Below are 24996 nucleotides of genomic sequence, written 5' to 3'. Positions count from 1 at the left end.
TGATTCGTCTAGTTCTACCCGCGATTTTGTGGCAATTTGCATAATCTGCAAGTATCCCGTCAAGTGCTTGGTCAGCATCTGGTTTGCAGCCCGATGCCCATTTCGCCCGTGATGGCGGCGACCACCCGCCCTCCTCGTAAGCTCAAATTGAGGTTTATCAGTTTGAGGAGGATGCCATGGCTGATCATGTTTTGGACCGGGGACGTCTGGCCGAGGCCGTCGGTGACGATATCGCCGGCATGGCCCAGTTTTGGATGCTGCGCAAGTTTCAGTTTTTGGAGTCGGCGCGTACACAGTTCGAAGTGATAGTCGATCCATGGCTCAGCTATTGTGAGGAGCCCTCGCAAAATGAAATCATGGCCTATAACATGGCATTTACCGATTGGCTGCTGTTTGAGCGTCCCTATTACCATGGCAAGACGCTGCTTGAGCTGTATGTTGACGAGCCGCCGGCGTCGCTTTCGCCTACTTCGCTCAGACGGCTCGGGCAGGTGCGCGACACGCACTATTTCTCGCGCTTTGGCATTTTGGATAAGGATCCCGCGACCGGCATGGTCGCGCTGCGTGACACGCGTACCGACCGTCGCTTTGACGTCTACGATCCGCATATCGTGCAAAAGGAGCACTGGCGCGATGGCGCGATTGCAGTGCGCCTCGCGTGCGTCGACGATGTCTGGCTGACGGCGGGGCAGCTCTACCTCTACGACATTGCGCGCCTGAGCGACACGGCGGTCGACGGGCCTGGCGCCGTGCATCCTGAGGACCTAGAAGATGGCTTCGATACCTCGTGTATCAGCTTCTTCTTACGGCTGGTTCGCGACATCATGGGTGCCCAGGGGCGCTACGTAAAGTCACTCAACATCTACAAACAGGAATGGGAGTAGGGGATGGGCATCTGCCGCCGCCGCCCGTCTATTTGTCTCGGTCTGTAACGTCAAGGGACAAAAAACCGGTCTACCCGTTACAGATTGAGACGAATGCTTGGGCGTTGCTGGTTTGTCTAAATCTGTAACGTTTAGGGGTCTGGAGAACGTCTAACTGTTACAGATTGAGACGTTTGGCACCCGGCAGGGGGGGGATGTCTCGATCTGTAACATCTGCAGGCCAAAACTCGATCTAACTGTTACAGATTGAGACGTTTGGCACCTAGCTGGGGAAATGTCTCAACCTGTAACATCTACAGGCCAAAATTCGACCTAACTGTTACAGATCGAGACAAAGGTTGGCCGTGGTACCGAACAATCTAAATCTGTAACAACTAGTGGCTCAAAGATTGTCTTCCTGTTACAGATCAAGACATTTGTCAGCGGAGGCAACGGTGACGATGGTCCATTTGTCTGACGTGGTGGTGATGAAAGTGTCTAATACCGTTTTCAAACACAAACATGCAGTACGTAGCACCTTGGCGCGGAATAGGATGCTCGCCAGGCTCACGGAGGCGGCTGAACAAGGCGTGCTGCTTGCGACGCACGACAATGCCGAGCTCATGTGGCTGCGGCGCCATGTGGGCACAGACGATATTGCGGAGCCCGAATCGCACCTATTCTGTTTTCAGCATGAATGGGATGTGTTGACGCCGCCGGAGCGGGCTCGGCGGACCATCAAGGGGCTTGCGGAGTTTCATCCCGATTGGGCGTTTTGGGGGTATGACGCCGCGCTGATATGGGGTCTGGAGGTGCCTAATGATCTGCTCGGGCCGCGTTACTTGGTCAAGACGGGTTGTTCGGTGGCGTTGAGTACGGGATATAGGCTGCTGCGTCCGCAGGCGTCGGGTGCGCTTGAGCGCGTCGACGGCGTGCGAGTGACGCCGTTTTGGCGCACGGTGGAGGATTGTCTGCTGCGTGCGCCGTTTTCATATGGTCTGGCGATTGCCGATTCTGCGCTGCGGGCGAAGGGCATATCGCGCGACGACCTCTGCGAACGGCTCCAGGCCGATTGCGAGGGCAGACGCGGGTATCGCAGAGCTCAGGTGATTGCGTCGCATGCGGACGGGCTGTCCGAAAATGGTGGCGAGTCTCGGTTCCGAGCGTTCTTTATTGCATACGGTTTTCCGGTGCCAGAGTTGCAGGTGGAGTTTCGCGATCCGCTCGATTCGAGACAGGTGTTTCGGGTCGATTATTTCTGGAGGCTCGAGGACGGGACGTGCGTGATTGGCGAGCTCGACGGAAGAGGAAAGTATACCCTGCAGGATGGTGGGGATCGGGAGTCGGTCGATCCGTTCGTAGCAGAGCGTCAGCGGGAATCTCATCTGACAATGCTCGGGCACAAGGTGCTGAGGTTCACGTTTGATGAACTCAAGAACTCGGGGAAGCTGGCTGAAAAGATGAGGCTGGCGGGTATTTCGCAGCGGGCCGATTTGGCTGAGGGATGGAAGCGTCAGTGGTATGGGCGCTGAGGGATACGACTAACGCGGATGTGGTTGTTCCTGTCGATTTTGTCTCGATCTGTAACAACAAGGGGCCGTTTGGCCTCGTAACTGTTACAGATCGAGACAGAAGGTTGGCTGCCGCTAAAAGATCTAAATCTGTAACATCTAGAGGCCGAAAACCTGTCTACATGTTACAGATTTAGATGTTTGACGACAGGGCTGGAGAATATCTCGATCTGTAACATCTGACGGCCAAAATTCGACCCAACTGTTACAGATTGAGACAAAGGCTGGCCGCGGTGCCGAAAGATCTCGATCTGTAACATCTAGCGGCCAAAATTCGACCCAACTGTTACAGATTGAGACAAAGGTTGGCCGCGGTGCCGAAAGATCTTGATCTGTAACATCTGGCTGCTAAAACCTGGTCTACCTGTTACAAATCAAGACGTTTTGCTGGAACGGCCGGAGCATTGCCGTGCTGTCTCCGTTTGCCCTCACAGCTCTCTCGTCCCTCCGCTAACCGATATGTTCGACTTTAGTTTGCTGCATTAGGTGATAATGGACAAATGTTCAAGTTAATCGTGAGGGAGGAGCTCGATATGGCGTCTGCCGATCGTTCCACGTTGTTTATCAATGCGACCGTCCTGGATGGTTCGGAGCATATGGAGCCGCAGCCCGACATGGCCGTGGCCGTTGAGCGCGGTGTCATCACGTGGATGGGGCCGAGCGCTGTTGCGCAGGCGCCTGCAGGTGCCGAGGTCCTTGACCTGGCCGGGGCGTATCTCATGCCGGGCCTCATCAATATGCATGTGCATCTGTGCGGCTCGGGCAAGCCGGTTTCGGCGGGCGATGCGGGCGCGCTGATGAAGAAGCTCGATAATCCCGTGGGGCGCGCTATCGTGCGCCATATTCTTAAGGGCAGCGCCCAACAGCAGCTGGCAAGCGGCGTGACCACGGTGCGCGGCGCGGGCGACCCGCTGTTTGCCGATCTGGCCGTGCGCGATGCTATCGACGCCGGCAAGTATCAGGGTCCGCGTTTGGTGGCGCCGGGAACGGGCGTCACGGTGCCGGGTGGCCACGGCGCGGGCTTGTTCGCCCAGGTGGCCAACAGTCCCTCCGAGGCGGCCGAACAGGTGCGCGACCTGTATGCGCGCGGTGCCGACGTCATTAAACTGTTCGTAACGGGCGGTGTGTTCGATGCGACCGAGGTGGGCGAGCCGGGCGTGCTGCGTATGCCGGTGGAGGTTGCCGCGGCGGCGTGCAAGGCAGCGCACGATATGGGCCTTCCGGTTATGGCTCATGTCGAGAGCACCGAGGGCGTACGCGCCGCGCTCGAGGCCGGCGTCGATACGATCGAGCACGGCGCTCCGTTGACGCCCGAGATCCTGGAGCTGTACCGCGGCGCCGCGGGAACTCAGCTCGAGGGGCGTGCGCCGAGTGTGACCTGCACGATCAGCCCCGCACTGCCGTTTGTGCTGCTCGATCCGGAAAAGACTCATTCGACTGACACGCAAAAGAAGAACGGCGATATCGTGTGCTCGGGCATTATCGAGAGCGCTCGTGCGGCGCTGGAAGCCGGTATCAAGGTAGGTTTGGGTACGGATTCGAGCTGCCCGTTCGTGACCCAGTACGACATGTGGCGCGAGGTGGCCTATTTTGCCAAGTACGTGGGCGTGAGCAATGCATTTGCGCTGCATACGGCTACGCAGGTCAATGCTGAGCTGCTGGGGCTGGGCGGCGAGACCGGTGCGATCGAGTGCGGCAAGGCTGCCGATATCCTGGTGACGCGTGAGAACCCACTCGATGACCTGTGCGCTCTGCGCGAGCCGATGCACGTGATGTGCCGTGGCGATCTGGTGCGCAAACTCAAGGTGAAGCGTATTCCCGAGGTGGACGCCGAGCTCGACACGATTATGGCCATGCCAGCCGAGGCGCTTTCCGAGGAGCTTGCCCGCGACGGCGTGGCGTAGGTGTGACGGGGGCGGGCCCTTTGTCGCATTCAAAAAAGCCGAGGTCCCGGTGCGAGGCCTCGGCTTTTATTTTGTCCTGCGGTATGGCGGCTACGAGCGCGTCTCCATCTTGGCGTGGCACTTGGGGCAGGTGACGCGGATCTTGCCCTTGCCCTTGGGGACGGAGAGCATCTGGCCGCAGTTGGGGCACTTGAGGTATGCCGTGGTCTTGCGACCCTTCCACATCTTCTTGGCCGTGCGCTTGGCGCGCTCAAAGTCTTCCTTACTGGTGCCGGCCGCGCGTGAGGTGCTGGCCGCTGCAGCGCCGCCACCCAAGCTGGCGACAAACTTGCCCAAGCCGGGGACCTTAGCCGAGCCGGCGACAAAGGCCTCGTTCTCCTTGCGACGTGCGTCGATGTTTTTGGACAGGCCGCGCAGTACGCCGATCACGATGACGGCGATGGCGATCCAACTGAGCCACTGGACGCGGGTCATCGATCCGATCATCGCGATGACGATGCCCGCAAAACCCATCACGATGGTGAGCTCGTCGGCGCCATTGCGGCCCTTCATAAAGTCATTCATGCAAATTGCCTTTCGTTCGATATGCCGCACGCCTTTATACCCGATTTAGAGCAAGGGGGACAGGTTAATCTGCACCAATGTGGTGCAAACATACCTGTCCTCGGAACATCAAGACGGTGCAAAGTGGTTTGTCCTCAATGCGCCGATTACTTAGAGAGCTTGTCGACGACGCGTTCGATCTCGGCGAGCTTCGCGGCTTTGAGGTCTTCGTCGCCCGATTCGATTGCCGAAGTCACGCAGCCCTCGATATGCGCCTTGAGTACGTCGGCGTTAATGCGCGCGAGGAGTGCCTGTGTGGCCATGAGCTGCGTGGAAATATCGACGCAGTAGCGGTCCTCCTCGACCATCCGCAGGATGCCGTCGATCTGGCCGCGCGCCGTCTTGAGCATACGGTTCACCGATTTGCGGTCTGCCATCATGGCGGGTCCTCGTTTCTGGTCGATGGGGTCGAATGCTTCTGGTAGCAGCTAGGCTGCGGTCACGGACAGGGCGTGGAACTTCTCGCCGGCGCTCTCGACGGCGGCAGCGAGCTGCTCAGCGGCCACGGTGTCGGCGCACTCCACCTGTACCGTCTGAGTCTCGTGATCGGCATCGGCGTCGGTCACGCCGGCAACGTTGAGCAGTGCCGTCTCGACAGTAGCGTCGCAGTGGCCACACATAAGGCCGGAAGTCTTAATTGTGTAACGCATGGGTATTCCTCTCTGTTATGTCGGCTTTCCCAGGCACCCGACCTTGACCTTCAAGCCGTCGCTCGCGTACCAAAGTACGCGTCGCTCCTCTTTCAGGTCAATCTCGGGCACCTGGAAAACCCGTTCTAAGTGGACGTAATGGTGAGCCTATTTTGTCACTTTAGGCTTAAAGGATTTCAGGCGCAGCGCGTTGCTTACGACGCACACGCTCGACAGGCTCATGGCTGCGGCGCCAAACATCGGCGAGAGCTGCCAGCCGGTGAGGGGGAAGAACACGCCCGCAGCGAGCGGAATGCCGATGCCGTTGTAGAACAGCGCCCAGAACAGGTCTTGCTTGATGTTGCGAATCGTGGCGCGCGAAAGCTCGATGGCGCGGGCGACGTCCATGAGGTCGCTGCGCATGAGTACCACATCTGCCCCTTCCTTGGCGATGTCGGCACCGGTGCCGATAGCAAGGCCCACGTCGGCGCGCGCCAGGGCGGGGGAGTCGTTGATGCCGTCGCCCACCATGGCGACCTTGCCGCCCGCATCCTGCAGTTCGCGCACGTGGCGTTCCTTGTCGGCGGGCAGGACATCGGCGATGACCTGCTTGCTGCTCAGTCCTACGCGGCGGGCGATTGCTTCGGCCGTCACACGGTTGTCGCCGGTGAGCATGTGCACGTCGACGCCGAGCGAACGCATTACAGCGATGGCCTCAGCGCTCGTCTCCTTGACCTCGTCAGCTACGGCAATGGTGCCGACAAGCTCGCCGTTCTTGGCAAAGAACAACGGTGTCTTGCCCTCGGCGGCGAATCGCTCGGCAAGACCGGCGGGCACGGTGATACCCAGCTCGCCCATTAAGCGCACGTTACCGGCAGCGATGGCGTTTTGTCCCTCGCGCGCCGTAACGCCTCGTCCAGGCACGGCGGCAAAGTCCTCGACCATGCGCGCCACGATTCCGCGCGCCTCGCACTCGGTCATAATCGCCTCGGCCAGCGGATGCTCGCTCGAACGCTCCAGCGCGGCAGCGAGCTTCAGTAACGCCTTTTCACTCATGGCGGGCGAGCCATCGGCGCGCGTGGCTACCGCGATATCGGTCACGGCAGGTTTGCCGCGGGTGACCGTACCCGTCTTATCGAGCACTACGGTACCCACGCCGCGCAGGTTCTCCAGCGCCTCGGCGCTCTTAAACAGAATGCCCATCTCGGCACCCTTGCCGGTGCCCACCATAATGGCGACGGGCGTGGCTAGGCCGAGCGCGCAGGGACAACTGATCACCAGCACGGCCACGGCGGAGGTAAGTGCCTCGTTTATGCTGCCGGTCAGTGCCATCCACACCGCCAAGGTCACGGCCGAGATCACGAACACCACGGGCACGAACACGCCGGCGACCTTGTCGGCCATGCGGGCGATGGGCGCCTTGGTGGCGTTGGCGTCCTCGACGAGCTGGATGATCTTGGCGAGTGATGTCTCGGCACCAACCCGCGTGGCGCGGAAGGTAAACGAGCCGGTGCGGTTGACGGTGGCGGCGTTGACGGTGTCGCCGGCGGTCTTTTCCACGGGGATTGACTCGCCGGTGAGCGCACTCTCGTCCACGGCCGAGCTACCCTCGAGCACCACGCCGTCGACGGGGATTGACTCGCCGGGGTGCACGCGCAGGACCTGGCCGGGAAGGATGCTATCGACGTCGACGGTGGTTTCGCTGCCGTCGTCGGCAACGACGGTCGCGGTTTTAGGCGCCAGATCGATGAGCGCCTCGATGGCGCCGCCGGTTTTGGACTTACTGCGCGTCTCGAGGTATTTGCCCACGGTGACGAGCGACAGGATCGTGCCCGCGCTCTCAAAATACAGATTGTCCATGCCTGTCATCATGGCCTCGTGCACCTGAGCTGTGGCCAGCTGGTCGGCCATGATGAACATGGCGTAGAGCGACCAGGCAATGGAAGCGGTGGCGCCCACGGCAATAAGGGCATCCATGGTGGGTGCGCCGTGCGCGAGCGATTTAAACCCGTTGATAAAGTACGCGTCGTTGACGTAGACGATGGGGATGATCAGGACAAGCTCGGTGAGGGCGAGCGTCATGCTGTGGATATGGTCGGTGAAAATGCCGGGCAGCGGCCAGCCGAGCATGTGTCCCATGCCTATGTAGAACAGTGGGATGAGGAAGACGATCGAGACGATGAGGCGGGTGCGCATGGCAGAGGCGGCGGCCTCCAGCTTTTTGGTGGGCGACTCCATATGGGCGGCGCCAGACCTGGCTTGTGCGCTGCCGTTTGAGCCGGCGGCACCGGTGCCCGTGCTGACGGGCGAGGCCGAGTAGCCCGCGCGGTCGACGGCGGTGCAGATATCGTCGGGGGAGACCTGCGCGGGGTCGTAGTCGACCATCATGGAACCGGCGAGTAGGTTGACCGCGACGCTTTGGACGCCGTCGAGCTTGCTCACGGCACGGTCCACGTGTGCCTGGCAGGCGGCGCATGTCATGCCGCCTACGTCGAACTTATCTTGAGCCATGGCCTCTCCTTTCTGTGGTTCGGTGTTGGAATTGTTAACCTCCCGATACTATACACCCATACCCCCTGGGGGTGTCTAGTAATAGTTGGAATGTATGACTTTTCATTACAGATGAGGGCTGCTGCTCAATCGGTGGCCGCCTCTGCCAAACATCTCAATCTGTAGCGTCTGGACCGGTTTTTGAACCATAGTTGTTACAGATTTAGACAAACATTTCAGCCGAAAACTAACGTCTCGATCTGTAACATTTAGACCCGGTTTTACCGAGTATTTGTTACAGATCAAGACAAACAGCTGGCAGGAAACTCAATGTCTCAATCTGTAACGTCTGGCGGAAAATATAACCTCTAACTGTTACAGATCGAGACGGACCGTCCGCGGTCAACTCAAATGTCTTGATCTGTAACATCTAGAGAGGTTTTTGACCCCTTACTGTTACAGATTGAGATGTTGTCTCGCGGGGCTGGGGTTTTGTTTCGATCTGTAACAACTAGACCGGTTTTTGGGCTCTAACTGTTACAGATTAAGACGATTACCGGGGTGGGGTCCCGTCACGGCAAGACGCCCGCTGCCTAGATGCAGAATCCGGGAATCACGCAGGTTCGCTTGTTTGGCTTTTCCGCAGGCGTTGCGTACATAAAGACGTCGCCGTCGTGCCCCACGCGGTTCATATAGAGTGTGCCTTCGCTCTCCGATGTGTCGGGGCTCGCCGTTCGTTCCCACCAACAGGTGTCCTTGCCCTTCCACTGGCGGACCATCGTCTCGTTCGTGGAATACGGGCTCACCTTGAGCTCGCGGAAGAGCTGATACTCCTTGCCCTCGCCGTTGTAGATGTCTGCCAGGTAGTGATAGTCCTCGGCAAACGAATCGGGCGGTTGCGTACCGCACAGCTCGACCATGGCGGGCAGCCAAAGGGTTGCGGGCAACTCGCTCAGACACGATGCGCTTCTGGCAGCGCCAACGTTATTCGAGATCTTTTTGACAGATTTAATGAGTGCGCGCAACTCGTTGGGCAGCAGCTTAAGGCCATCGTTATCGAGCCATTCCCGCAGCTCGCAATCTGCCCAGCCGGCGCTCAACGGTTGGGCCGCGGCATCGCGCTCGGCGATGCCGGCATCGAACATAAACGTCAGTCCGGCCTTGCCCGTACCGTCTAGAAGCTCGTCGTGACGGATGCCCACGAGTTGTGCGCCGACCTCCAGCCCGTTGGTGAGCGTGACGCGCTTGGTGCATGGATAGGGGATATGACCGTCATCGTCGAGCAGATGATAGCGCTTGGCGATCTCGCGTGCCTCGCTACGGGTCTCGGCAGCCTTAATCTTGAGCGAAATCTCCTGCAGCTGATCCCAGGTGTAGTCGTCAAGCGAACCGCGGATGCCGTCCAGGTAGTCGGGGATGCCAAAGCCATGGGTTGCCGCCCCGATAACGCCGAGCCCCGCAACGGCCGCGACAACGCCACCGATAATAAAGCGGCGGCGGGTCATGGCATCGTGCCGGGCCTGCTCCAGAATCTCTCGCGCTCGCTCGCCGGCGACGTCGACCTTAAGGTGCGTACCAGAATCGATATCAATCGCGGCCTCGTCTCTTGCGCCTTCGCGGCCCTCGGATTCGGCATCGGTGAGGTATGCCGAGAGCACCTCGAGCATCTGCTGCTCGGTGGGACGATCGCACTGCTCGACTGAGATGCCTTTCATGATGATCTGGACGAGCGCTTTGTCGCCCTCGCAGCGCGGCTCGAGCGGTGCCGGATTGGTCTTGGTCTTTATGAGGTAGAACGAGCCGGTTGCCGCGGCGCCCGTCGACTCCACATCGAACGGCTTGCGACCGCTGTAGAGCTGGTACAGAATGCTCGAAAGCGCGTAGACGTCGATTGCGGGCGAGCGGCGAAGGGCCGCGATGCCTTCGATATCCTGCGTGAGCATCTCGGGCGCGGCGTATGCGGGTGTGGCAAAGCGCCAGATGTCGGCGCGCCGGGTGATCGTGTCGTCGCCGAGGGCCATGGTCGCGGAGCCCATGTCGATGAGGCAGGGGTCAAAGGAGCAATCGGCGATCTGCTGCTCGAGCGTTCGACTGGTGGTACGGAACATGATATTGGCGGGCGACAGATCGCGATGGACGACCGGATTTACGAGTCCCTGGGTCATCAGGAGTGCGCGAAGCACGGCGTTTCCAACGGCGGCCACCATCTGGGTGGTTAGCCCGCCCGAGGCATCGTGCGGAAGCAAGGGCAGCGCCTGCTTGAGCGAGGTGCCCTTGACCCACTCCATGAGGATGAGCGGGTCGTCCTCGCACGATCCATAGCCATAGACGCGCGGAAATCCGCGCAGGTGCGAGACGGTGCACAGATGACGGTACTCCTCGAACAACGCGGCGGTGTTGGCCAGGTGCGCAGCCGCTTGCTCGGCGGAGCGATCGGGTGTTTGGTCAGAAAGGATGGCGTTGTCCTTGAGCAGCTTGACGGCAAAGACCTCGCCGCTTGTGTTGGTCGCGCGAAGCACGTGTCCGATATTGCCGCCGTCGCGGTATGCCGTCTGAAGAATAAGCGTCATAAACCGGCGCTTGGCGTCGTCCTCGGCGCTGGGGTCGACCGCCACAGCGGTATCGAACGTGTCGAGACGGATGAGTTTATTACCTTCGACGATATCCATGAGAATGCTCCTGTCAATACGAATAAAGCTGGGTCATCAAGACGAGGAGAGCGGAAGGGAAACGATTTGACCCGTCATGATAGATATTGCCAGCGGCTATTTAGCCAAGGATACGACAAGGAAGGAAGTATCCGTTCCCAGCTGAAGAATGTCACCATTTGCAATGATTGCGGAGGGAGAGGCCTCTGAAATTCCTCGTTTGCTTCGGGGCATTTCGAGCGTCCGCTCTTTTCCGTTCGATCCACTGATGAGAATCGTCCCGTTTGTAGAATGAAGCCCCCTTGCGTACCAGGTGCCGTTTTCGAGCCAGATATGAAGATGCCGGCGTGACACCGAGCTTCCAACATCAGTGATATCGGAGGCGTTGTAACTAATGGAGCCAATGACCGTTCCCTCGGGTTCAATAGACAGGGGGTGAATCGGGGGGACGATCGAGCTGCCGATTACGCGAATTAACCCCAGCTGGGTTTGATCGGGTTTGCGGGAAGCTCGTTTCGGATTACCCGGGCTTGTCAGTTCTGTCTTCAAAGAGACGGCAAGGCTCGCGTTGGCAAACATCTCGGTGCTCTCAACGGCGGCCGAGGCGTTTTGCAGACAGCCGCACGCGATAAAGAGATGCAGATATAAGATGTCGCGGTCCAGCTCTGATTTGAGCGTCCCGTTATTAATTCTGTGCAGCGCGTTGGCATAGACGCTTGCGTCCTCGCCGATGCAGGTTAGAGCTTCTTGCATGTTAAGTGCCGCCGGTCCCGCATAGTGCGCGGACACGAGACGGCGCGCATTTGCCCCGCCCAAATTCGAGATGATTTTCGAAAACAACGTCTGAGTGCTAATGCCAAAGTTAGAAAACTCGGCGGGATCGATGGAACCCGGAGCGGCGTTTGTAATCTTTCGCGAAAGAAACGGACGATTGGAGACATGGCTGAACAGATCAGACTTGCTCGAAATGAGAATCGAGGCGGCAGTGCAGTTAGTGATGCCGCCGAAGCTTCGCAAGTCGCTGTACATCTCTGAACTTGGTGTACGCATACTCCTCCGTTTCCATCGTTAGCCTGACGAGCCTTTAAAATGTGCGCGCCGATTGCAGGGCTTAGGCCAACTCGTAAGGAATGTGCTGGTGGGCGCATTCGGCGTTCGGCGCGATGACACGGGTAGCACGAATCGAATGATGGTCACGCAAAGCAACGGGCAGGGTGTCCCGACCGCCGTTCGCGTAACCTTTTGCGACCATTTTAGATGTTGCGCAACACTTCTCGCAATTTCAGCGATAGAAATAATACGAAAGTTCACCAGCTGAAAGGAAAGAGTTATGGCGCTTTACGACGAAGCTCGGACCATACCTTATGACACCTTTGACTATAAAGCGGAGTGCGATGCATACGATAGGGCGTCCTCGGACTGGGACAAGTTTATGCAGGCCGCCGCTCTCGCGAAGTTCGCTAGCCGCAATGGTGACCGACGCGGCGAGGAAGACTGGCTTTTGCGCGCACTGTGCTGGGCTGATTGCGATTCGTCGTGTAGCGAGGTCGCGTATGCACTTGCCGATCATTGCGATAGGTACGGCGTCTATATTAGCTACTGCTTGGGGAACGACGATGTGCCCACCCGCATGGACGGCAGGCTTTGGAGAAAGTTTGCTAGGGGAGAAAGCCTTAGCGATGACTCTTCAACGGACTCGCAGGATGGTTCCGGTCCCTCTGCCGAGGCCGCGGCTCAGGTTGGCGCGGCGGCTTCGAAGGGCCTGATCGACGAGGTTGGCTGGGGCACCGTTATCCTGCTGCCCTTTGGCGTCTTTATGATTGGCAAGTTTATCCTCGATACCTACGGCGATATTATCTTTGGCTTCCTGAAGACTGCGGGCATCGTGGTCGCCATCATCGCGGTGTTGTTTGTCATTACAAAGTTCATTCTTCCAAGATTTCGTGGTTAATAGCGAACGTGTAAGGAGTTCACATGCAATGCGTGGCTTGCGGAAAAACAATTCCCGATAGCATGGCTTTTTGCCCTTATTGCGGAGCCGCTCAGACAGGAGGTGCGTCTGGCTCGACGAGCTCATCGGCGGATTCCGGAACGGGGTCGTCTTCTGATTCTGGTTCTGATTCGTCATCCGGGGCTAGCGCGACGACGTCCTCCGGTCCTGCTCCTACCCCCGCGCCCAGCCCCACGCCTGGTGCTGGAACGACTTCGGGCTCCTCTGCAGGCGGAAGCGCCGCTGCTTCTGCACCCGTCGCACCGACGCAGTACGAGTCGGACAAGCGCCTGGGACAAATAGCCTGCGTCCTTTCTGCCGTTGCTTTGGTTCTCGTAATCGCTGGCCTTCAGAAGGCATACATCGGTCTCGGCGTAATCATCGCTGCTTACTTGCTGATCAACATTTTTAGGAAGTAGGAGGAGGCAAACGCATGTTAGAGGTATTCGGACTCATTGCAGTTCTGTTTCTTTTGTTTGTCATCTACACGATCGTGAGGGCTTTTCAAGCCCAGATCACCTTTGTTCTTGGCGCTATTGTTTTGAGTTTCTGCGCGTATGGCGTTTTTAAGGCTTTTAAGAATTACGCGGCTGCATTTAAGAAAAATGCGATTGATTCGAACAGGAGCTAGCGATTATGGCATTGACTGACGAGCGCTATAACCAGACGGCTGCTCTTTTGCCGCCCGAGCCTTCTCGTGCTGAGTACTGGCTCGATAAGGGTTTCTCTGATCTTGGAGCGACGATTCGAGAGGCGATCGTCCTTAACAGGGTTACGCGCGGGGAATTAATTACCGAGCTCTACAACGGTGGCTTTATCCACAAGGTCCTGTGGGGCATCTGCTTCCTCTCGTTTCTTGTTGCGGGCGTTGCGGGAACGGTAATCTTTGCATTCATCCATTCGGCCGTCATCATGGTCGTAATGGTGCTCGTTTACATCCTCTTTGGTCTCTCGCGCGCATTGGATGCTTGGTATCGTAAAACGCGCAAAATGGAGTTTGTCTGCGAGCAGTGCAAGCATGTTTGGCCGACCCCTGGGTATGTTTGCCCCAAGTGCGGCAAGGTTCATTCCTACCTTCGTCCCAACACGTTTGGCTTCTATACGCATGTGTGCGAGTGCGGCCAAAAGCTCCCGTGCACCTTCTTTGCGTCTGCTAAGGGGCCTGATGGATCGACCATCCATCGCTCTGACTTGGAGCAGTGCTGCCCTAATCCCAATTGCGCCCATTCGGTCGCTTCGGGTGAGGCCAGGACGATGTCTATTCCCGTTGTTGGTGGCCGTTCGGTAGGAAAGACCTCCTACATTGCGGCACTTGCCCACGACCTTGTGCTCGACCGCGCAGCCAAGGAGGGCTATGACACCGATTTTCTCGATGATGACAAGCGAGGGCTCTTCTCCGAGCTCGAGAAGATTTATCAATCGGGCGATGCGAGCATGACGAGTGAGGACTCAGACGTCAAGCACGCCTCCGCATTCTCGCTGAGCGTCTTTATCCGCAAGGACGGGCTCGATCCCGACCGTCTAATTCATCTCTACGACGTCGCCGGTGAGACCTTCCTTAATAACGACGAGCACGAGGACCAACTTCAGTACGCATACGCCGAAGGCGCCGTGCTGCTGGTGGACCCCATGAGCATCCCGGATTTGGCAAGCGAGCTCGAGGAAGGGCTTTCGGCAACGGATGCCGCCGTTTCTGGCCGCTCGAACCCCGACGACGTCTTGGCTTCCTTGATCGAGAAAGTCAAAAGCGTTGCCAAGCCGGATCGTCAGGGCAGATTCACCATGCCCCTTGCCGTGGTGCTGAGCAAGGCGGATCTTCCGGGCTTGGATGAAAAAATCGGACAGGCCGCCTGCGATGCGTATCTTGCTGCAAATCCCGAGTGTCCTGCCGCCGACGCGCAGGATGCCGTACTCCGCGATTTCCTGCTCGAATATGGCATGGGCAACTTCTTGACGTCGCTTAAGGCGAGCTTCCGCTCGTATCGCTTCTTTGCAGCCTCTGCCGTTGGCCACGAGCGTCTCGCCGGCGCTTACGATCCCAAGGGCGTTGTCGAGCCGTTTTCATGGATTGCGGGCCAGGCGGACCCGACGTTTGCCACGGCGATTTCTCTCCCCGTTGAGAACGCTGTTTCTTATGCCCAACAGCTCGAGATCGATCGAAGGAAGAAGAGGTAGACGCACATGACTGACGATGTTTTTGTTCCCTCGTTTGAGGACGTCGCGCCCGAAGAACCTGTATGCGAAGAGGTGGGGTGCGCTAGCGAACCCGTTGAGACTGCCGAGCCTGCTGCGGAGTCGCCCGAGCCCGTTGAGGCTGAGGCGCCTGCCACCGACGACACGGCCGTCGAGGAGGGGGAGTGCGATTGCGACGCGAATGCCACTGCTGGTGTTGAAGCCGGCGAGTCGACTCCCGTTATGCCTGCCGGGGAGCTGGGGCGTCGCCTCGATGCTTTGGATGAGGGGATTGCTCAACTAACAGGGCTCTTCCGTCAGAAGATTGATCGCACCACCTTTGAGGAGGAAGTGCTCAAGAACAACAGTGCAGAAATTGAGCGGTATCGCTCCGGTGTGTACGAGAAAATCACCACGCCCCTGCTTAAGCGCGTGACGTCGGTGATTGATGCCATGAACAAGACGCTAGCCTATCTTGGCACCGTTGAGGGGGATGCGGCTCAGCAGCAGGCGGAGGATCTCTCCGTCTATCGCGAAATGCTCGTCGAGGTTCTTTGCGATTTTGGCGTCACCTCGTTTGCGCCCGAACCGGGAGAACGGTTTGAGAGCGGTCGTCATACGCTGGCTATGCCACGCACCTTAACGGGCGATCCTGAAAAGCGCGGCGTCATTATCGAGGTCCTGTCGCCGGGCTATGAGCTTTCGGGGTCTGTTCTCGATCCGGCATTTGTCCGCGCGTATACGTATAAAAAGGGTTACGTCGAGCCCGAGCAGCAATTAGACAAAGACGACGAGTAGGCATAGAACCTAGTCGTCTCATTCAACCTAGTCACCATTAAAGGAAGGAAATAATCATGAGTGACGAGAAGACAACGGTAATCGGCATCGACCTGGGTACCACCTACTCTTGCCTCTCTTACATCGACGAGACGGGTAACCCGGTGGTGGTCAAGAACTCCGAGGGCTCCAACACCACGCCCTCTGTGGTGCACTTTGATCCGGATGACCCCTCCAAGTACGACGTGGGTCAGCCTGCCAAGGACAATGCTTTGATCGACCCCGATTTCACGGCCTCTTTTGTTAAGCGCATTATCGGCGACAGTCCCGTTGCCATCACGATAAGCGGCAAGGACGAGAACGATGAAGAATGGACGCAGACCTACTCGCCCGAGCAGATTTCTGCCTATGTGCTCAAGAAGCTCACCTATGACGCTGCCCAAAACATGCCCATGGGCTACGATGGCTGCGTCATCACCGTTCCTGCTTACTTTGGCGATGCCGAGACACAGGCAACGCTTGCTGCGGCAAAGATCGCTGGCCTCAATGTGTACGGTACGGTGCAGGAGCCTGTTGCTGCCGCCATCAACTACGGCTGCGACAAGAGCGATAAGGACGAGGACGTTATCGTTTACGATCTGGGCGGTGGTACCTTTGACGTTTCCGCGGTTTCGTTTAGCCATAGCTCGGGCTCCAAGAACATCGAGGTCGTCTGCAACCAGGGCGATAAGAATTTGGGCGGCGGCGACTGGGATGCCGCCATCGTTGCGTACCTCAAGGATAAGTTCTGCGAAGAGGCGAAGGTAGACGAGGACATCTTTGATGAATATGCCGACCAGCAGCTCCAGGGCGAAGCCGAGAAGCTCAAGTTTGCCCTTACGTCCAAGGACAGCGCCAATGCAGTTCTGAACTTTACGGGTCGGCCCCAAAGGATCGGCCTTACCATCGATGACTTTAACGATATGACGTCCGATTTGCTCTCTCGTACCATCGACATCATGCGTACCTGCTTGGACGGCGCTAGGGCTAAGGGCCATAACCCAACCAAGATTCTGCTCGTGGGCGGCTCTACGCGCATGCGTCAGGTTTCCGACTGCCTCAAGCAGGAGTTCCCCGATCTTGAACAGGCCATTAACGATCCGGATGAGGCCGTAGCAAAGGGTGCTGCCCGCTATGCCGCCCAGCTCGCCAGCATGCTGTATCACAAGGCCGAGCAGGAGGGTACCTCCGAGGAGACGGTTGAGGTCGTCGACCAACAAACGCAGGAGGTCAAACAGCAGCAGAACGTCGGCGCTAACAACCTGGCTATGACGTTCGTCAATCCCGAGGACGCGGCTTCTGCCATTAAGATCTCCGTCGTCACGTCGAAGAGCTATGGCGTCGAGGCGTTGGATGACTCGGGTACTCCCTGCATCTTCAACCTGATTCTTAAGAACCAGAAGATTGATCCCGAGAAGGGTTCTTATGAAAACACCCAGCGCTTTGGTACGTCCGAGGCCGGACAGACGTCTGTTCTCGTTCAGGTCTATGAGAACGATGCCGAGCAGGAGAAGGTCGAGAAGGATCGCGAAGCCCTTGCGTCCGCTTCCATTGACCTTTCGGGCACCAACCTGCCTAAGGGCTCTCCTATTGACGTGACGTTTATTTTGAGCGAGCAGGGCATCCTCGACGTTCGCGCCGTTGAGCCTACGTCTGGTCAGTCCTGCGAGGTCGAGGTCGAGGTCAAGGGCGGCCTTACCGAGGACGAGATCCGCGAGGCGCGCTCCAAGGCCACGGCCATGCAGATGGTGCTTTAAGACACTAAGAAGACAGACGAGTTGAGGGAGACGATATGGGTATCGCGGTAGGTATCGATCTGGGGACGACGTTCAGCGCCGTCGCGTGCGTGGGTGCGGATGGCGAGCCCAGGATCCTCCCCAACTCGTCCGGCGAGCATACGACTCCCTCCGTGGTCGCCGTCGCCGAGGACGGCTCGGTCGTCTGCGGCGAGGCGGCCAAGGAGGCCCAGCTCATGGGCGATGCCAATGTGGCCTCCTTTTACAAGACGAATATGGGCAATGCCGGTTACGTGGAGTGCCTGCGCGGCTGCGAGTTCGACGCGACCACGCTCTCGTCCACGTTTCTGCGCCATCTGATCGCGGACGTCTCCCGCGCCAACGGTGTCCAGATCGACTCCGCGGTGGTGACGGTGCCCGCGTACTTCGAGGCGCCCCAGCGCGAGGCGACGCTCGAGGCCCTGCGGCGCACGGGCGTGCGCGCCCTGGGCACGCTGAACGAGCCCTCGGCCGCCGCCTACGCCTACGGACTCATGAGCGCGGACGCCGCCGGCGAGCGCACGATCCTCATCTACGACCTGGGCGGCGGCACGTTCGACGTCACGGTGGCCAGGCTCTCGGGGCGCGAGATCCGCGTCCTGTCCTCCACGGGCAATCACCAGCTGGGCGGCCGCCAGTGGGACAGCGCCCTCTCGGACTTTATCCTGGACCAGCTCTGCGACGCCAGGGGGCTAGACCGCGACGATGTCGAGTCGGACCTCACGCCCTCCGACATCAACACGCTTGCCGTCGTGTCCGAGCAGGTCAAGCGAGACCTTACGAACCGCGCACGCACGCGCGCCCGCGTTATGGCGGAATCGGTTTCCGGAACCGTCGAGGTCACGCGCGAGGACTTTGAGGAGGCCACGCGCCACCTGCTGACGCTCACGACGGATTGCTGCGAGGAGGCGCTGCGCGAGGCGGGGCTTACGTGGGCGCAGGTCGACGGCTACATCCTCGTGGGCGGTTCCACCAAGATGCCGCAGGTGCGCGAGTACCTCACCGGCAAGGTGGGCAGCGGCCCCATCGGCGGCAACGTCAACCCCGACGAGGCCGTGGCCCTGGGCGCCGCCGTGTACGCGGCCCAGAAGTGCGGCACCGCGTTCTCGCTCCCCGGCGCTTCTGCCGCCGCCCCGCGCTTCTCGCTGGGCGCCCTCCCCAAGCTGGTGGACTGCACGGCGCACTCCATGGGCATGATCGCGGAGAGCGAGGACCGCTCGCGCTACGTGAACTCCACCATCATCGCCAAGAACACGCCCGTCCCCGCCACCAATAGCCGCGAGTACGCCGTGCGCGCCACGCCGGGCCGTCCGGGCTCGCTCGAGATCTACCTTCTGCAGGGAGACGACCCGGCGCCCCTCAACAACACGGTCGTGGGCAAGTACGTGGTCCCAAAGATTCCGGGCGAGCGCGGGCGAGAGACGCACGTCTTGGTCTCGTATTCCTACACCGAGAACGCCACCATCGAGGTGGGCGCAGCGCTCGCGTCCTCGGGCAAGGCGCTCGAGGTGGAGCGCGCCGAGGTCGAGTCCGACCTCTCGCGCTTCCTGAACGCGCCGACGGACAACGATGCAACAGTTGAAAACCATGGCGTGAGTGCTGATGTCATGATTTGTATTGATGTCTCTGGCTCCATGTACGGCGAGGGTTTTGAGGCGGCCGAGAAGGCTGCAACGGCGTTCCTCGATTCCATTGAAGGGTCGGGCGTTCATGTTGGCGTGATGTACTTTGGGTCTAATGCAAAAGTCTGCTGTGATCCAACGCTGGATTACGGCAAAGTTTCGCTGCTCACGAGCAATAGCGATAGGGGCTTTCGGTCCACGCTCGCTTCCGAATGCGGCGGAGGAACGTACAACCCGCTGGGCGTTTATGCGGATTGGTTGGATGCAAAAATGGATAGGAGCGACGCGAAGGCGGACGTTCTCCTCATCCTTACCGATGGGTGCTGGTGCGACGCTGACAAAGCTATTCAGGATGCAGAGTCGCTTAAAGACGATGGCGTGACCATCATCGGTATCGGCACCCCTGATGCCGATCTTGAGTTCCTCAAGGAGATTTCCACCTCCGATAGCTACGCGGGCCTCTTCGACTTCTCCGAACTCGGCACCGCGTTCTCGAGCATCGGCCGCTCCATCTCGAGCGGATCCGGCATCAGCATTTAGGGAGCCTCTTTTATGGGAGCGGCCTTACCGAGGACGAGATCCGCGAGGCGCGCTCCAAGGCCACGGCCATGCAGATGGTGCTTTAAGACACTAAGAAGACAGACGAGTTGAGGGAGACGATATGGGTATCGCGGTAGGTATCGATCTGGGGACGACGTTCAGCGCCGTCGCGTGCGTGGGTGCGGATGGCGAGCCCAGGATCCTCCCCAACTCGTCCGGCGAGCATACGACTCCCTCCGTGGTCGCCGTCGCCGAGGACGGCTCGGTCGTCTGCGGCGAGGCGGCCAAGGAGGCCCAGCTCATGGGCGATGCCAATGTGGCCTCCTTTTACAAGACGAATATGGGCAATGCCGGTTACGTGGAGTGCCTGCGCGGCTGCGAGTTCGACGCGACCACGCTCTCGTCCACGTTTCTGCGCCATCTGATCGCGGACGTCTCCCGCGCCAACGGTGTCCAGATCGACTCCGCGGTGGTGACGGTGCCCGCGTACTTCGAGGCGCCCCAGCGCGAGGCGACGCTCGAGGCCCTGCGGCGCACGGGCGTGCGCGCCCTGGGCACGCTGAACGAGCCCTCGGCCGCCGCCTACGCCTACGGACTCATGAGCGCGGACGCCGCCGGCGAGCGCACGATCCTCATCTACGACCTGGGCGGCGGCACGTTCGACGTCACGGTGGCCAGGCTCTCGGGGCGCGAGATCCGCGTCCTGTCCTCCACGGGCAATCACCAGCTGGGCGGCCGCCAGTGGGACAGCGCCCTCTCGGACTTTATCCTGGACCAGCTCTGCGACGCCAGGGGGCTAGACCGCGACGATGTCGAGTCGGACCTCACGCCCTCCGACATCAACACGCTTGCCGTCGTGTCCGAGCAGGTCAAGCGAGACCTTACGAACCGCGCACGCACGCGCGCCCGCGTTATGGCGGAATCGGTTTCCGGAACCGTCGAGGTCACGCGCGAGGACTTTGAGGAGGCCACGCGCCACCTGCTGACGCTCACGACGGATTGCTGCGAGGAGGCGCTGCGCGAGGCGGGGCTTACGTGGGCGCAGGTCGACGGCTACATCCTCGTGGGCGGTTCCACCAAGATGCCGCAGGTGCGCGAGTACCTCACCGGCAAGGTGGGCAGCGGCCCCATCGGCGGCAACGTCAACCCCGACGAGGCCGTGGCCCTGGGCGCCGCCGTGTACGCGGCCCAGAAGTGCGGCACCGCGTTCTCGCTCCCCGGCGCTTCTGCCGCCGCCCCGCGCTTCTCGCTGGGCGCCCTCCCCAAGCTGGTGGACTGCACGGCGCACTCCATGGGCATGATCGCGGAGAGCGAGGACCGCTCGCGCTACGTGAACTCCACCATCATCGCCAAGAACACGCCCGTCCCCGCCACCAATAGCCGCGAGTACGCCGTGCGCGCCACGCCGGGCCGTCCGGGCTCGCTCGAGATCTACCTTCTGCAGGGAGACGACCCGGCGCCCCTCAACAACACGGTCGTGGGCAAGTACGTGGTCCCAAAGATTCCGGGCGAGCGCGGGCGAGAGACGCACGTCTTGGTCTCGTATTCCTACACCGAGAACGCCACCATCGAGGTGGGCGCAGCGCTCGCGTCCTCGGGCAAGGCGCTCGAGGTGGAGCGCGCCGAGGTCGAGTCCGACCTCTCGCGCTTCCTGAACGCGCCGACGGACAACGATGTTAAGGGCGAGGGCCAGGGCCCCGTCGACGCCCGGGTGATGATCTGCGTTGACGTTTCGGGGTCTATGGATGGAGAGGGCTTGAGGGCGGCGGACGAAGCAGCCTATGCGTTTCTTCAGTCTGTTTCCTCTTCTGGCACTAAGATTGGCGTGATGTATTTTGGGAACATGCCCAAAGTGGTTTGCAATCCTACATCGGATTACAATAGGGTACGTGAGCTCACAAAAGACGATAGTTCTGGTTTTAAATCGTGGTACGCCCGAGACTGCGCAAGCACACTTTTGCTATCTGAAAACGGCGTATGCAAGAGCTGCCCCCGCATCGGCTGCGATATTTGTGGAACTCGTAGCCCCTTGCTTGCTTATTCCAAATGGCTATCTACGGATGAGTGCGAGGATGAGGCCGACATTCTTCTCATCCTTACCGATGGGTGTTGGTGCGACGCTGACAAAGCTATTCAGGATGCAGAGTCGCTTAAAGACGATGGCGTCACCATTATCGGTATTGGCATAGCAGACGCCGACCTGGAATTCCTCAAAAAGATTTCCACCTCAGATAGCTACGCGGGCCTCTTCGACTTCTCCGAACTCGGCACCGCGTTCTCGAGCATCGGCCGCTCCATCTCGAGCGGATCCGGCATCAGCATTTAGGGAGCCTATTTATGGAACAAGAACTCAACTTGCTACTCGTCGTCGGCGCGCCGCTTGACCCCGTTCCTTCACAGGAAAAGCTACGGCAGCTGCTCACGGATGCACGTGTGGTGTGGGGCCCCAAGGCCTCGCGCGGTACGGACCAGATTATCTACAAGCGCTTCTTGGGCGAGGTTCCCAACATGGAGAAAGCGTTTGCCGATGGCAACGAGGCCCAGGTCTCTGCCATCGCGGCAAACGCTCTTAAGGTTGTGAACGGCGCGCTCGATCCGGTACTCGAGGCGGCGGCGGAAAACAATCAGATTTCCGCCGGTCAGCTGGATCTTATCTGCAACAAGACCAAGAAGCGCATTAAGAAAACCCACTTTGGCGTTGAGTATCAGGTGGACGAGGCTCTTGTGCGCAAGCGTGCTGCCGAGCTTAAGTACACGGTTGCCGAGGGCGGTGCCACCGCATCTACCAACGACGGATCAAACGATGTCTACAAACGCTACATGGAAGATAAGCTTCCTGGTTGGGCGGGCTATAAAAAGGAGACGGATCTTATTGCCCTGGGCAAGAGCGACCTGTATGACTTTGCCTGCCCCGACGGCTGCGCCGACCCCTATCGCGCCCGGAGCGCAGACCTGCTTGCGAAGGCAAAACAGGTGGCGGGATCGTTCCGCGCTAACACGCCCGAGCAGGCGGCCGCGGCGAGCCTTGAGGCCCTGTGCCGCAAGGCCTTTGGCACAGACGACGCTCGTAAAGAGTACGACGCATGCCTCAATCGCCTTAAGCTCAACCGTGTCTTTGATGAGCTCGACGAGCTCGCATCGTTCTCGGACAACAGCTTAAGGGTCGAGCAGCAACGTGCTGCCGTTGAGACCCTTGCTCCCTTTGTGGCAGACAAGACCGAGGCGCGTTCCCTGCTCGTTGGTCACTGCAAAAAGAAGGGTATTTCGCTTGAGCGAGATGCAGAGCTCGACTCGCTCGTTCAGTGCCGCTGCGGTCATATGAACGACAAATCTGCTGCCACGTGCGGTCGCTGCGGTTTGCCGCTTATGCTCGAGTGCCCCTCGTGCCACAAGAAATACCCCAACACCAACGATCGCTGCCCCGGTTGCGGCGCGCCTTTGGGTGCGGCCATCGAGGATGCGGAGCGCCTGTGCGACGCTGCCGATAAGCTTGCGGGCTGGCTCAACTTTGAGGGTGCGAAGGCAAATCTCGCTCAGGCGCGCTCGGCGTGGCCGTCCTTGCCCCGCGTTGCCGAGGTCGACACAAAAGTCGCTCAGCTCCAGGCTGCCGCGGGCGATTTGGGCGCCAAGCTCACGTCCGCCATTGCGGAGCGTCGCTTTGCGGAGGCGGATGGACTCTTAAGGCGCGCCCTGCTCGTACCGGGCGTCGATGCTGCCTATCTTAAGGCGCGTGAGGCGGAAGTTTCTTCGGGCGTAACCGAGGCGGACGACCTTGTGCGTCAAGCTCAGGGGACGACAGATGCGGAGGAGGCAGCCGAGCTCTGTGAGCAGGCGCTCGCTCGCTGCGCCGACCACGCCGCTGCCCGTTCGTTCCTTGCGTCGCATGCCCCGCAGTCGGTTTCCAACTTGGAGGCTCGCGGCAATGCCGAGACTTCGACCGTAAGCCTTGTCTGGCAGCCGAGCCGTTCGCGCGGTGCGCTTGTGTACGAGATCTACGTTGTCGAGGGTGACGGTTCTTCCGGCGATCAGCTCCTTGGCACGACTGACCAGCCCTCATATACCCACGAGCATGCTCCCCAGGGGTGTGCGCTTGCATACAAGGTGGTTGTCGTACGCGTCGGTGTGCGTTCCCAGCCTGCTACGAGCGAGGTTATCGCTCTTGCGCCCGACCTTACGGACGTGCGCTTTATGCCGGCGCATGAACAGATCGAGGTGTCTTGGAAGCCGCTGCCGTCGAGTGCGACCGTTCAGATTACGCCGCTCGATGGCGGGGACCCCATTACCGTCCCATCTGGTGGTCACTACGTTATCGGCGGCCTTACGGACGGCGTGACGTATCACTACGAGATGAGTGCTTCCTTCGATATCGTTGGCTTGGGCCGTCGCCAGACGCATCCGCAGACATTCGAGGCGACCCCGCTCGATGCTACGCGCTATGTAGACGGCCTTGTCTCGCGTGCTCATAAGGGCGCGGAAGGCGTCTTTGATCTTGAGTGGGAGGATGTTGGCGCCGAGGTGCGTTTCTTTGGCTCCGTGGACGCCAAATCCATTCCCCAGCCGGGGTCGACGTCCGATGTGGCGTCGCTCGAGCGAGATTTTGAAGTTGTGAGCGTGAACGTTGCCGGGCCGGGCAAAGGCACGCTCACCTGGAAGAGCGATGAGGTCCTTTACTTCTTTGCGGCCACGGTTTGCGGTAGCTCCGCTATCGTGGGCGCCAAGGCTCGTGTGTCAAACGGCGGCAAGGTGGGTATCGACTCCATCGAGGAGGCAAACGGCAAGCTGCTTATCTATGTCTCGGTAAAGGATCGCGCGGTGACGGGATTTAGTGTTGCCGTGAGTGAGACAAGCTTTGTGGACGACCTTTCGGACTCCTCGTGCCAGCCGCGACCCGTTTCCAAGAAAAACTGGGAGCGCGATGGCTGCCTAACCGTACCGGCACCCGACGGACAGAGGCTTTACGTCTCGGTCTTTTCGCGTAAGGGCAGTGTGGGCAGCTTTGAGTTCTCGGATCCTGCGCAGCAGATTTTTGAACGTCGCCATGCACATGTATGCTACGAGCGCACGGATAGCAAGAAGCTCTTTGGTCCTCGAGAGTCTACGTTTACGTTTTCGGCCCAAGAGGGCGGCTCCTTCACGTTGCCTAAGACAAGGATCGCTTATTGCATCGGCAACCTGTCGCCCGCGTTATCGGTCGATTCCGTAACGCTTGAGGAGTTTGGTCCCGTCGAGGTCGATGGAACCTACAGCATCACGGTTACGTTGCCCAAGGCCAAGAAGATATCTATCCAGGCGTTTCCCGCTTCGGGCATTAAGTCTGTGGAGGACGCCTACATTACCTCTTCCGGTTATCTCGTTCAGTAAAGGGTTTTCATT

At 59.5% G+C, this 24996-nt stretch carries 18 protein-coding genes; 12 read left to right on the top strand and 6 right to left on the bottom strand.

The features are described 5' to 3' along the window. Positions 1-176 precede the first annotated feature (176 nt). The 3 genes from ACTM86_RS00855 to ACTM86_RS00845 all read left to right on the top strand — a co-directional run bounded on the left by ACTM86_RS00855 (position 177) and on the right by ACTM86_RS00845 (position 4338). Complete coding sequence (locus tag ACTM86_RS00855; RefSeq protein WP_441014978.1) at positions 177-884, top strand: hypothetical protein; 708 nt, start codon at positions 177-179, stop codon at positions 882-884. Positions 885-1318: 434 nt separating this feature from the next. Continuing rightward, complete coding sequence (locus ACTM86_RS00850; protein WP_441036889.1) at positions 1319-2395, top strand: hypothetical protein; 1077 nt, start codon at positions 1319-1321, stop codon at positions 2393-2395. Positions 2396-2967: 572 nt separating this feature from the next. After that, positions 2968-4338, top strand: a complete 1371-nt coding sequence (locus tag ACTM86_RS00845) for an amidohydrolase family protein (protein WP_441014974.1) — start codon at positions 2968-2970, stop codon at positions 4336-4338. 90 nt (positions 4339-4428) lie between these two features. Here the strand turns inward: ACTM86_RS00845 and ACTM86_RS00840 are convergent, their stop codons facing one another. The 6 genes from ACTM86_RS00840 to ACTM86_RS00815 all read right to left on the bottom strand — a co-directional run bounded on the left by ACTM86_RS00840 (position 4429) and on the right by ACTM86_RS00815 (position 11758). Then, positions 4429-4902, bottom strand: coding sequence for a hypothetical protein (locus ACTM86_RS00840; RefSeq protein ID WP_441014972.1), 474 nt, complete (start codon positions 4900-4902; stop codon positions 4429-4431). A gap of 146 nt (positions 4903-5048) precedes the next feature. Further along, on the bottom strand, positions 5049-5318 hold the full coding sequence (locus ACTM86_RS00835; RefSeq protein WP_441014970.1) for a metal-sensing transcriptional repressor: 270 nt from the start codon (positions 5316-5318) through the stop codon (positions 5049-5051). Between the two features lie 51 nt (positions 5319-5369). Beyond that, on the bottom strand, positions 5370-5591 hold the full coding sequence (locus ACTM86_RS00830; protein ID WP_154515953.1) for a heavy-metal-associated domain-containing protein: 222 nt from the start codon (positions 5589-5591) through the stop codon (positions 5370-5372). 147 nt (positions 5592-5738) lie between these two features. Then, positions 5739-8081 carry a heavy metal translocating P-type ATPase gene (locus ACTM86_RS00825; RefSeq protein WP_441014968.1) on the bottom strand — a complete coding sequence of 781 codons (2343 nt, stop codon included), beginning with the start codon at positions 8079-8081 and terminating at the stop codon, positions 5739-5741. Positions 8082-8653: 572 nt separating this feature from the next. Continuing rightward, positions 8654-10729, bottom strand: coding sequence for a protein kinase domain-containing protein (locus tag ACTM86_RS00820; RefSeq protein ID WP_441014966.1), 2076 nt, complete (start codon positions 10727-10729; stop codon positions 8654-8656). A gap of 96 nt (positions 10730-10825) precedes the next feature. Further along, positions 10826-11758: an FHA domain-containing protein gene (locus ACTM86_RS00815; protein WP_441014964.1), complete on the bottom strand. Its 933-nt coding sequence runs from the start codon at positions 11756-11758 to the stop codon at positions 10826-10828. 280 nt (positions 11759-12038) lie between these two features. Between ACTM86_RS00815 and ACTM86_RS00810 the strand changes: the two genes are divergently transcribed. From ACTM86_RS00810 to ACTM86_RS00770, 9 genes are all read left to right on the top strand, one after another. Further along, a complete protein-coding gene (locus ACTM86_RS00810; protein ID WP_441014962.1) occupies positions 12039-12659 on the top strand; it encodes a hypothetical protein in 621 nt (206 codons plus the stop codon). A 23-nt stretch (positions 12660-12682) separates the two neighbouring features. Next, on the top strand, positions 12683-13117 hold the full coding sequence (locus ACTM86_RS00805) for a zinc ribbon domain-containing protein (protein ID WP_441014960.1): 435 nt from the start codon (positions 12683-12685) through the stop codon (positions 13115-13117). Between the two features lie 14 nt (positions 13118-13131). Further along, a complete protein-coding gene (locus ACTM86_RS00800; protein WP_441014958.1) occupies positions 13132-13329 on the top strand; it encodes a hypothetical protein in 198 nt (65 codons plus the stop codon). Between the two features lie 5 nt (positions 13330-13334). Beyond that, a complete protein-coding gene (locus tag ACTM86_RS00795; protein WP_441014957.1) occupies positions 13335-14873 on the top strand; it encodes a TRAFAC clade GTPase domain-containing protein in 1539 nt (512 codons plus the stop codon). A 6-nt stretch (positions 14874-14879) separates the two neighbouring features. Then, positions 14880-15668 (top strand): nucleotide exchange factor GrpE, encoded by a 789-nt coding sequence (grpE, locus tag ACTM86_RS00790; RefSeq protein WP_441014955.1) that lies wholly within the window; start codon positions 14880-14882, stop codon positions 15666-15668. Between the two features lie 56 nt (positions 15669-15724). Then, a complete protein-coding gene (locus ACTM86_RS00785; protein ID WP_441014953.1) occupies positions 15725-17443 on the top strand; it encodes an Hsp70 family protein in 1719 nt (572 codons plus the stop codon). A gap of 35 nt (positions 17444-17478) precedes the next feature. Beyond that, the gene (locus tag ACTM86_RS00780) at positions 17479-19623 is read left to right on the top strand and encodes an Hsp70 family protein (protein WP_441014951.1); all 2145 of its coding nucleotides are present in this window, start codon (positions 17479-17481) and stop codon (positions 19621-19623) included. 121 nt (positions 19624-19744) lie between these two features. Next, complete coding sequence (locus ACTM86_RS00775) at positions 19745-21949, top strand: Hsp70 family protein (protein ID WP_441014949.1); 2205 nt, start codon at positions 19745-19747, stop codon at positions 21947-21949. An 11-nt stretch (positions 21950-21960) separates the two neighbouring features. Further along, positions 21961-24984, top strand: coding sequence for a hypothetical protein (locus ACTM86_RS00770; protein WP_441014947.1), 3024 nt, complete (start codon positions 21961-21963; stop codon positions 24982-24984). Positions 24985-24996 lie beyond the last annotated feature (12 nt).

Source organism: Collinsella sp. HCP3S3_E11, from assembly GCF_052067375.1.
Lineage (GTDB): Bacteria > Actinomycetota > Coriobacteriia > Coriobacteriales > Coriobacteriaceae > Collinsella.
This window is presented reverse-complemented; position numbering and strand designations above follow the sequence as displayed.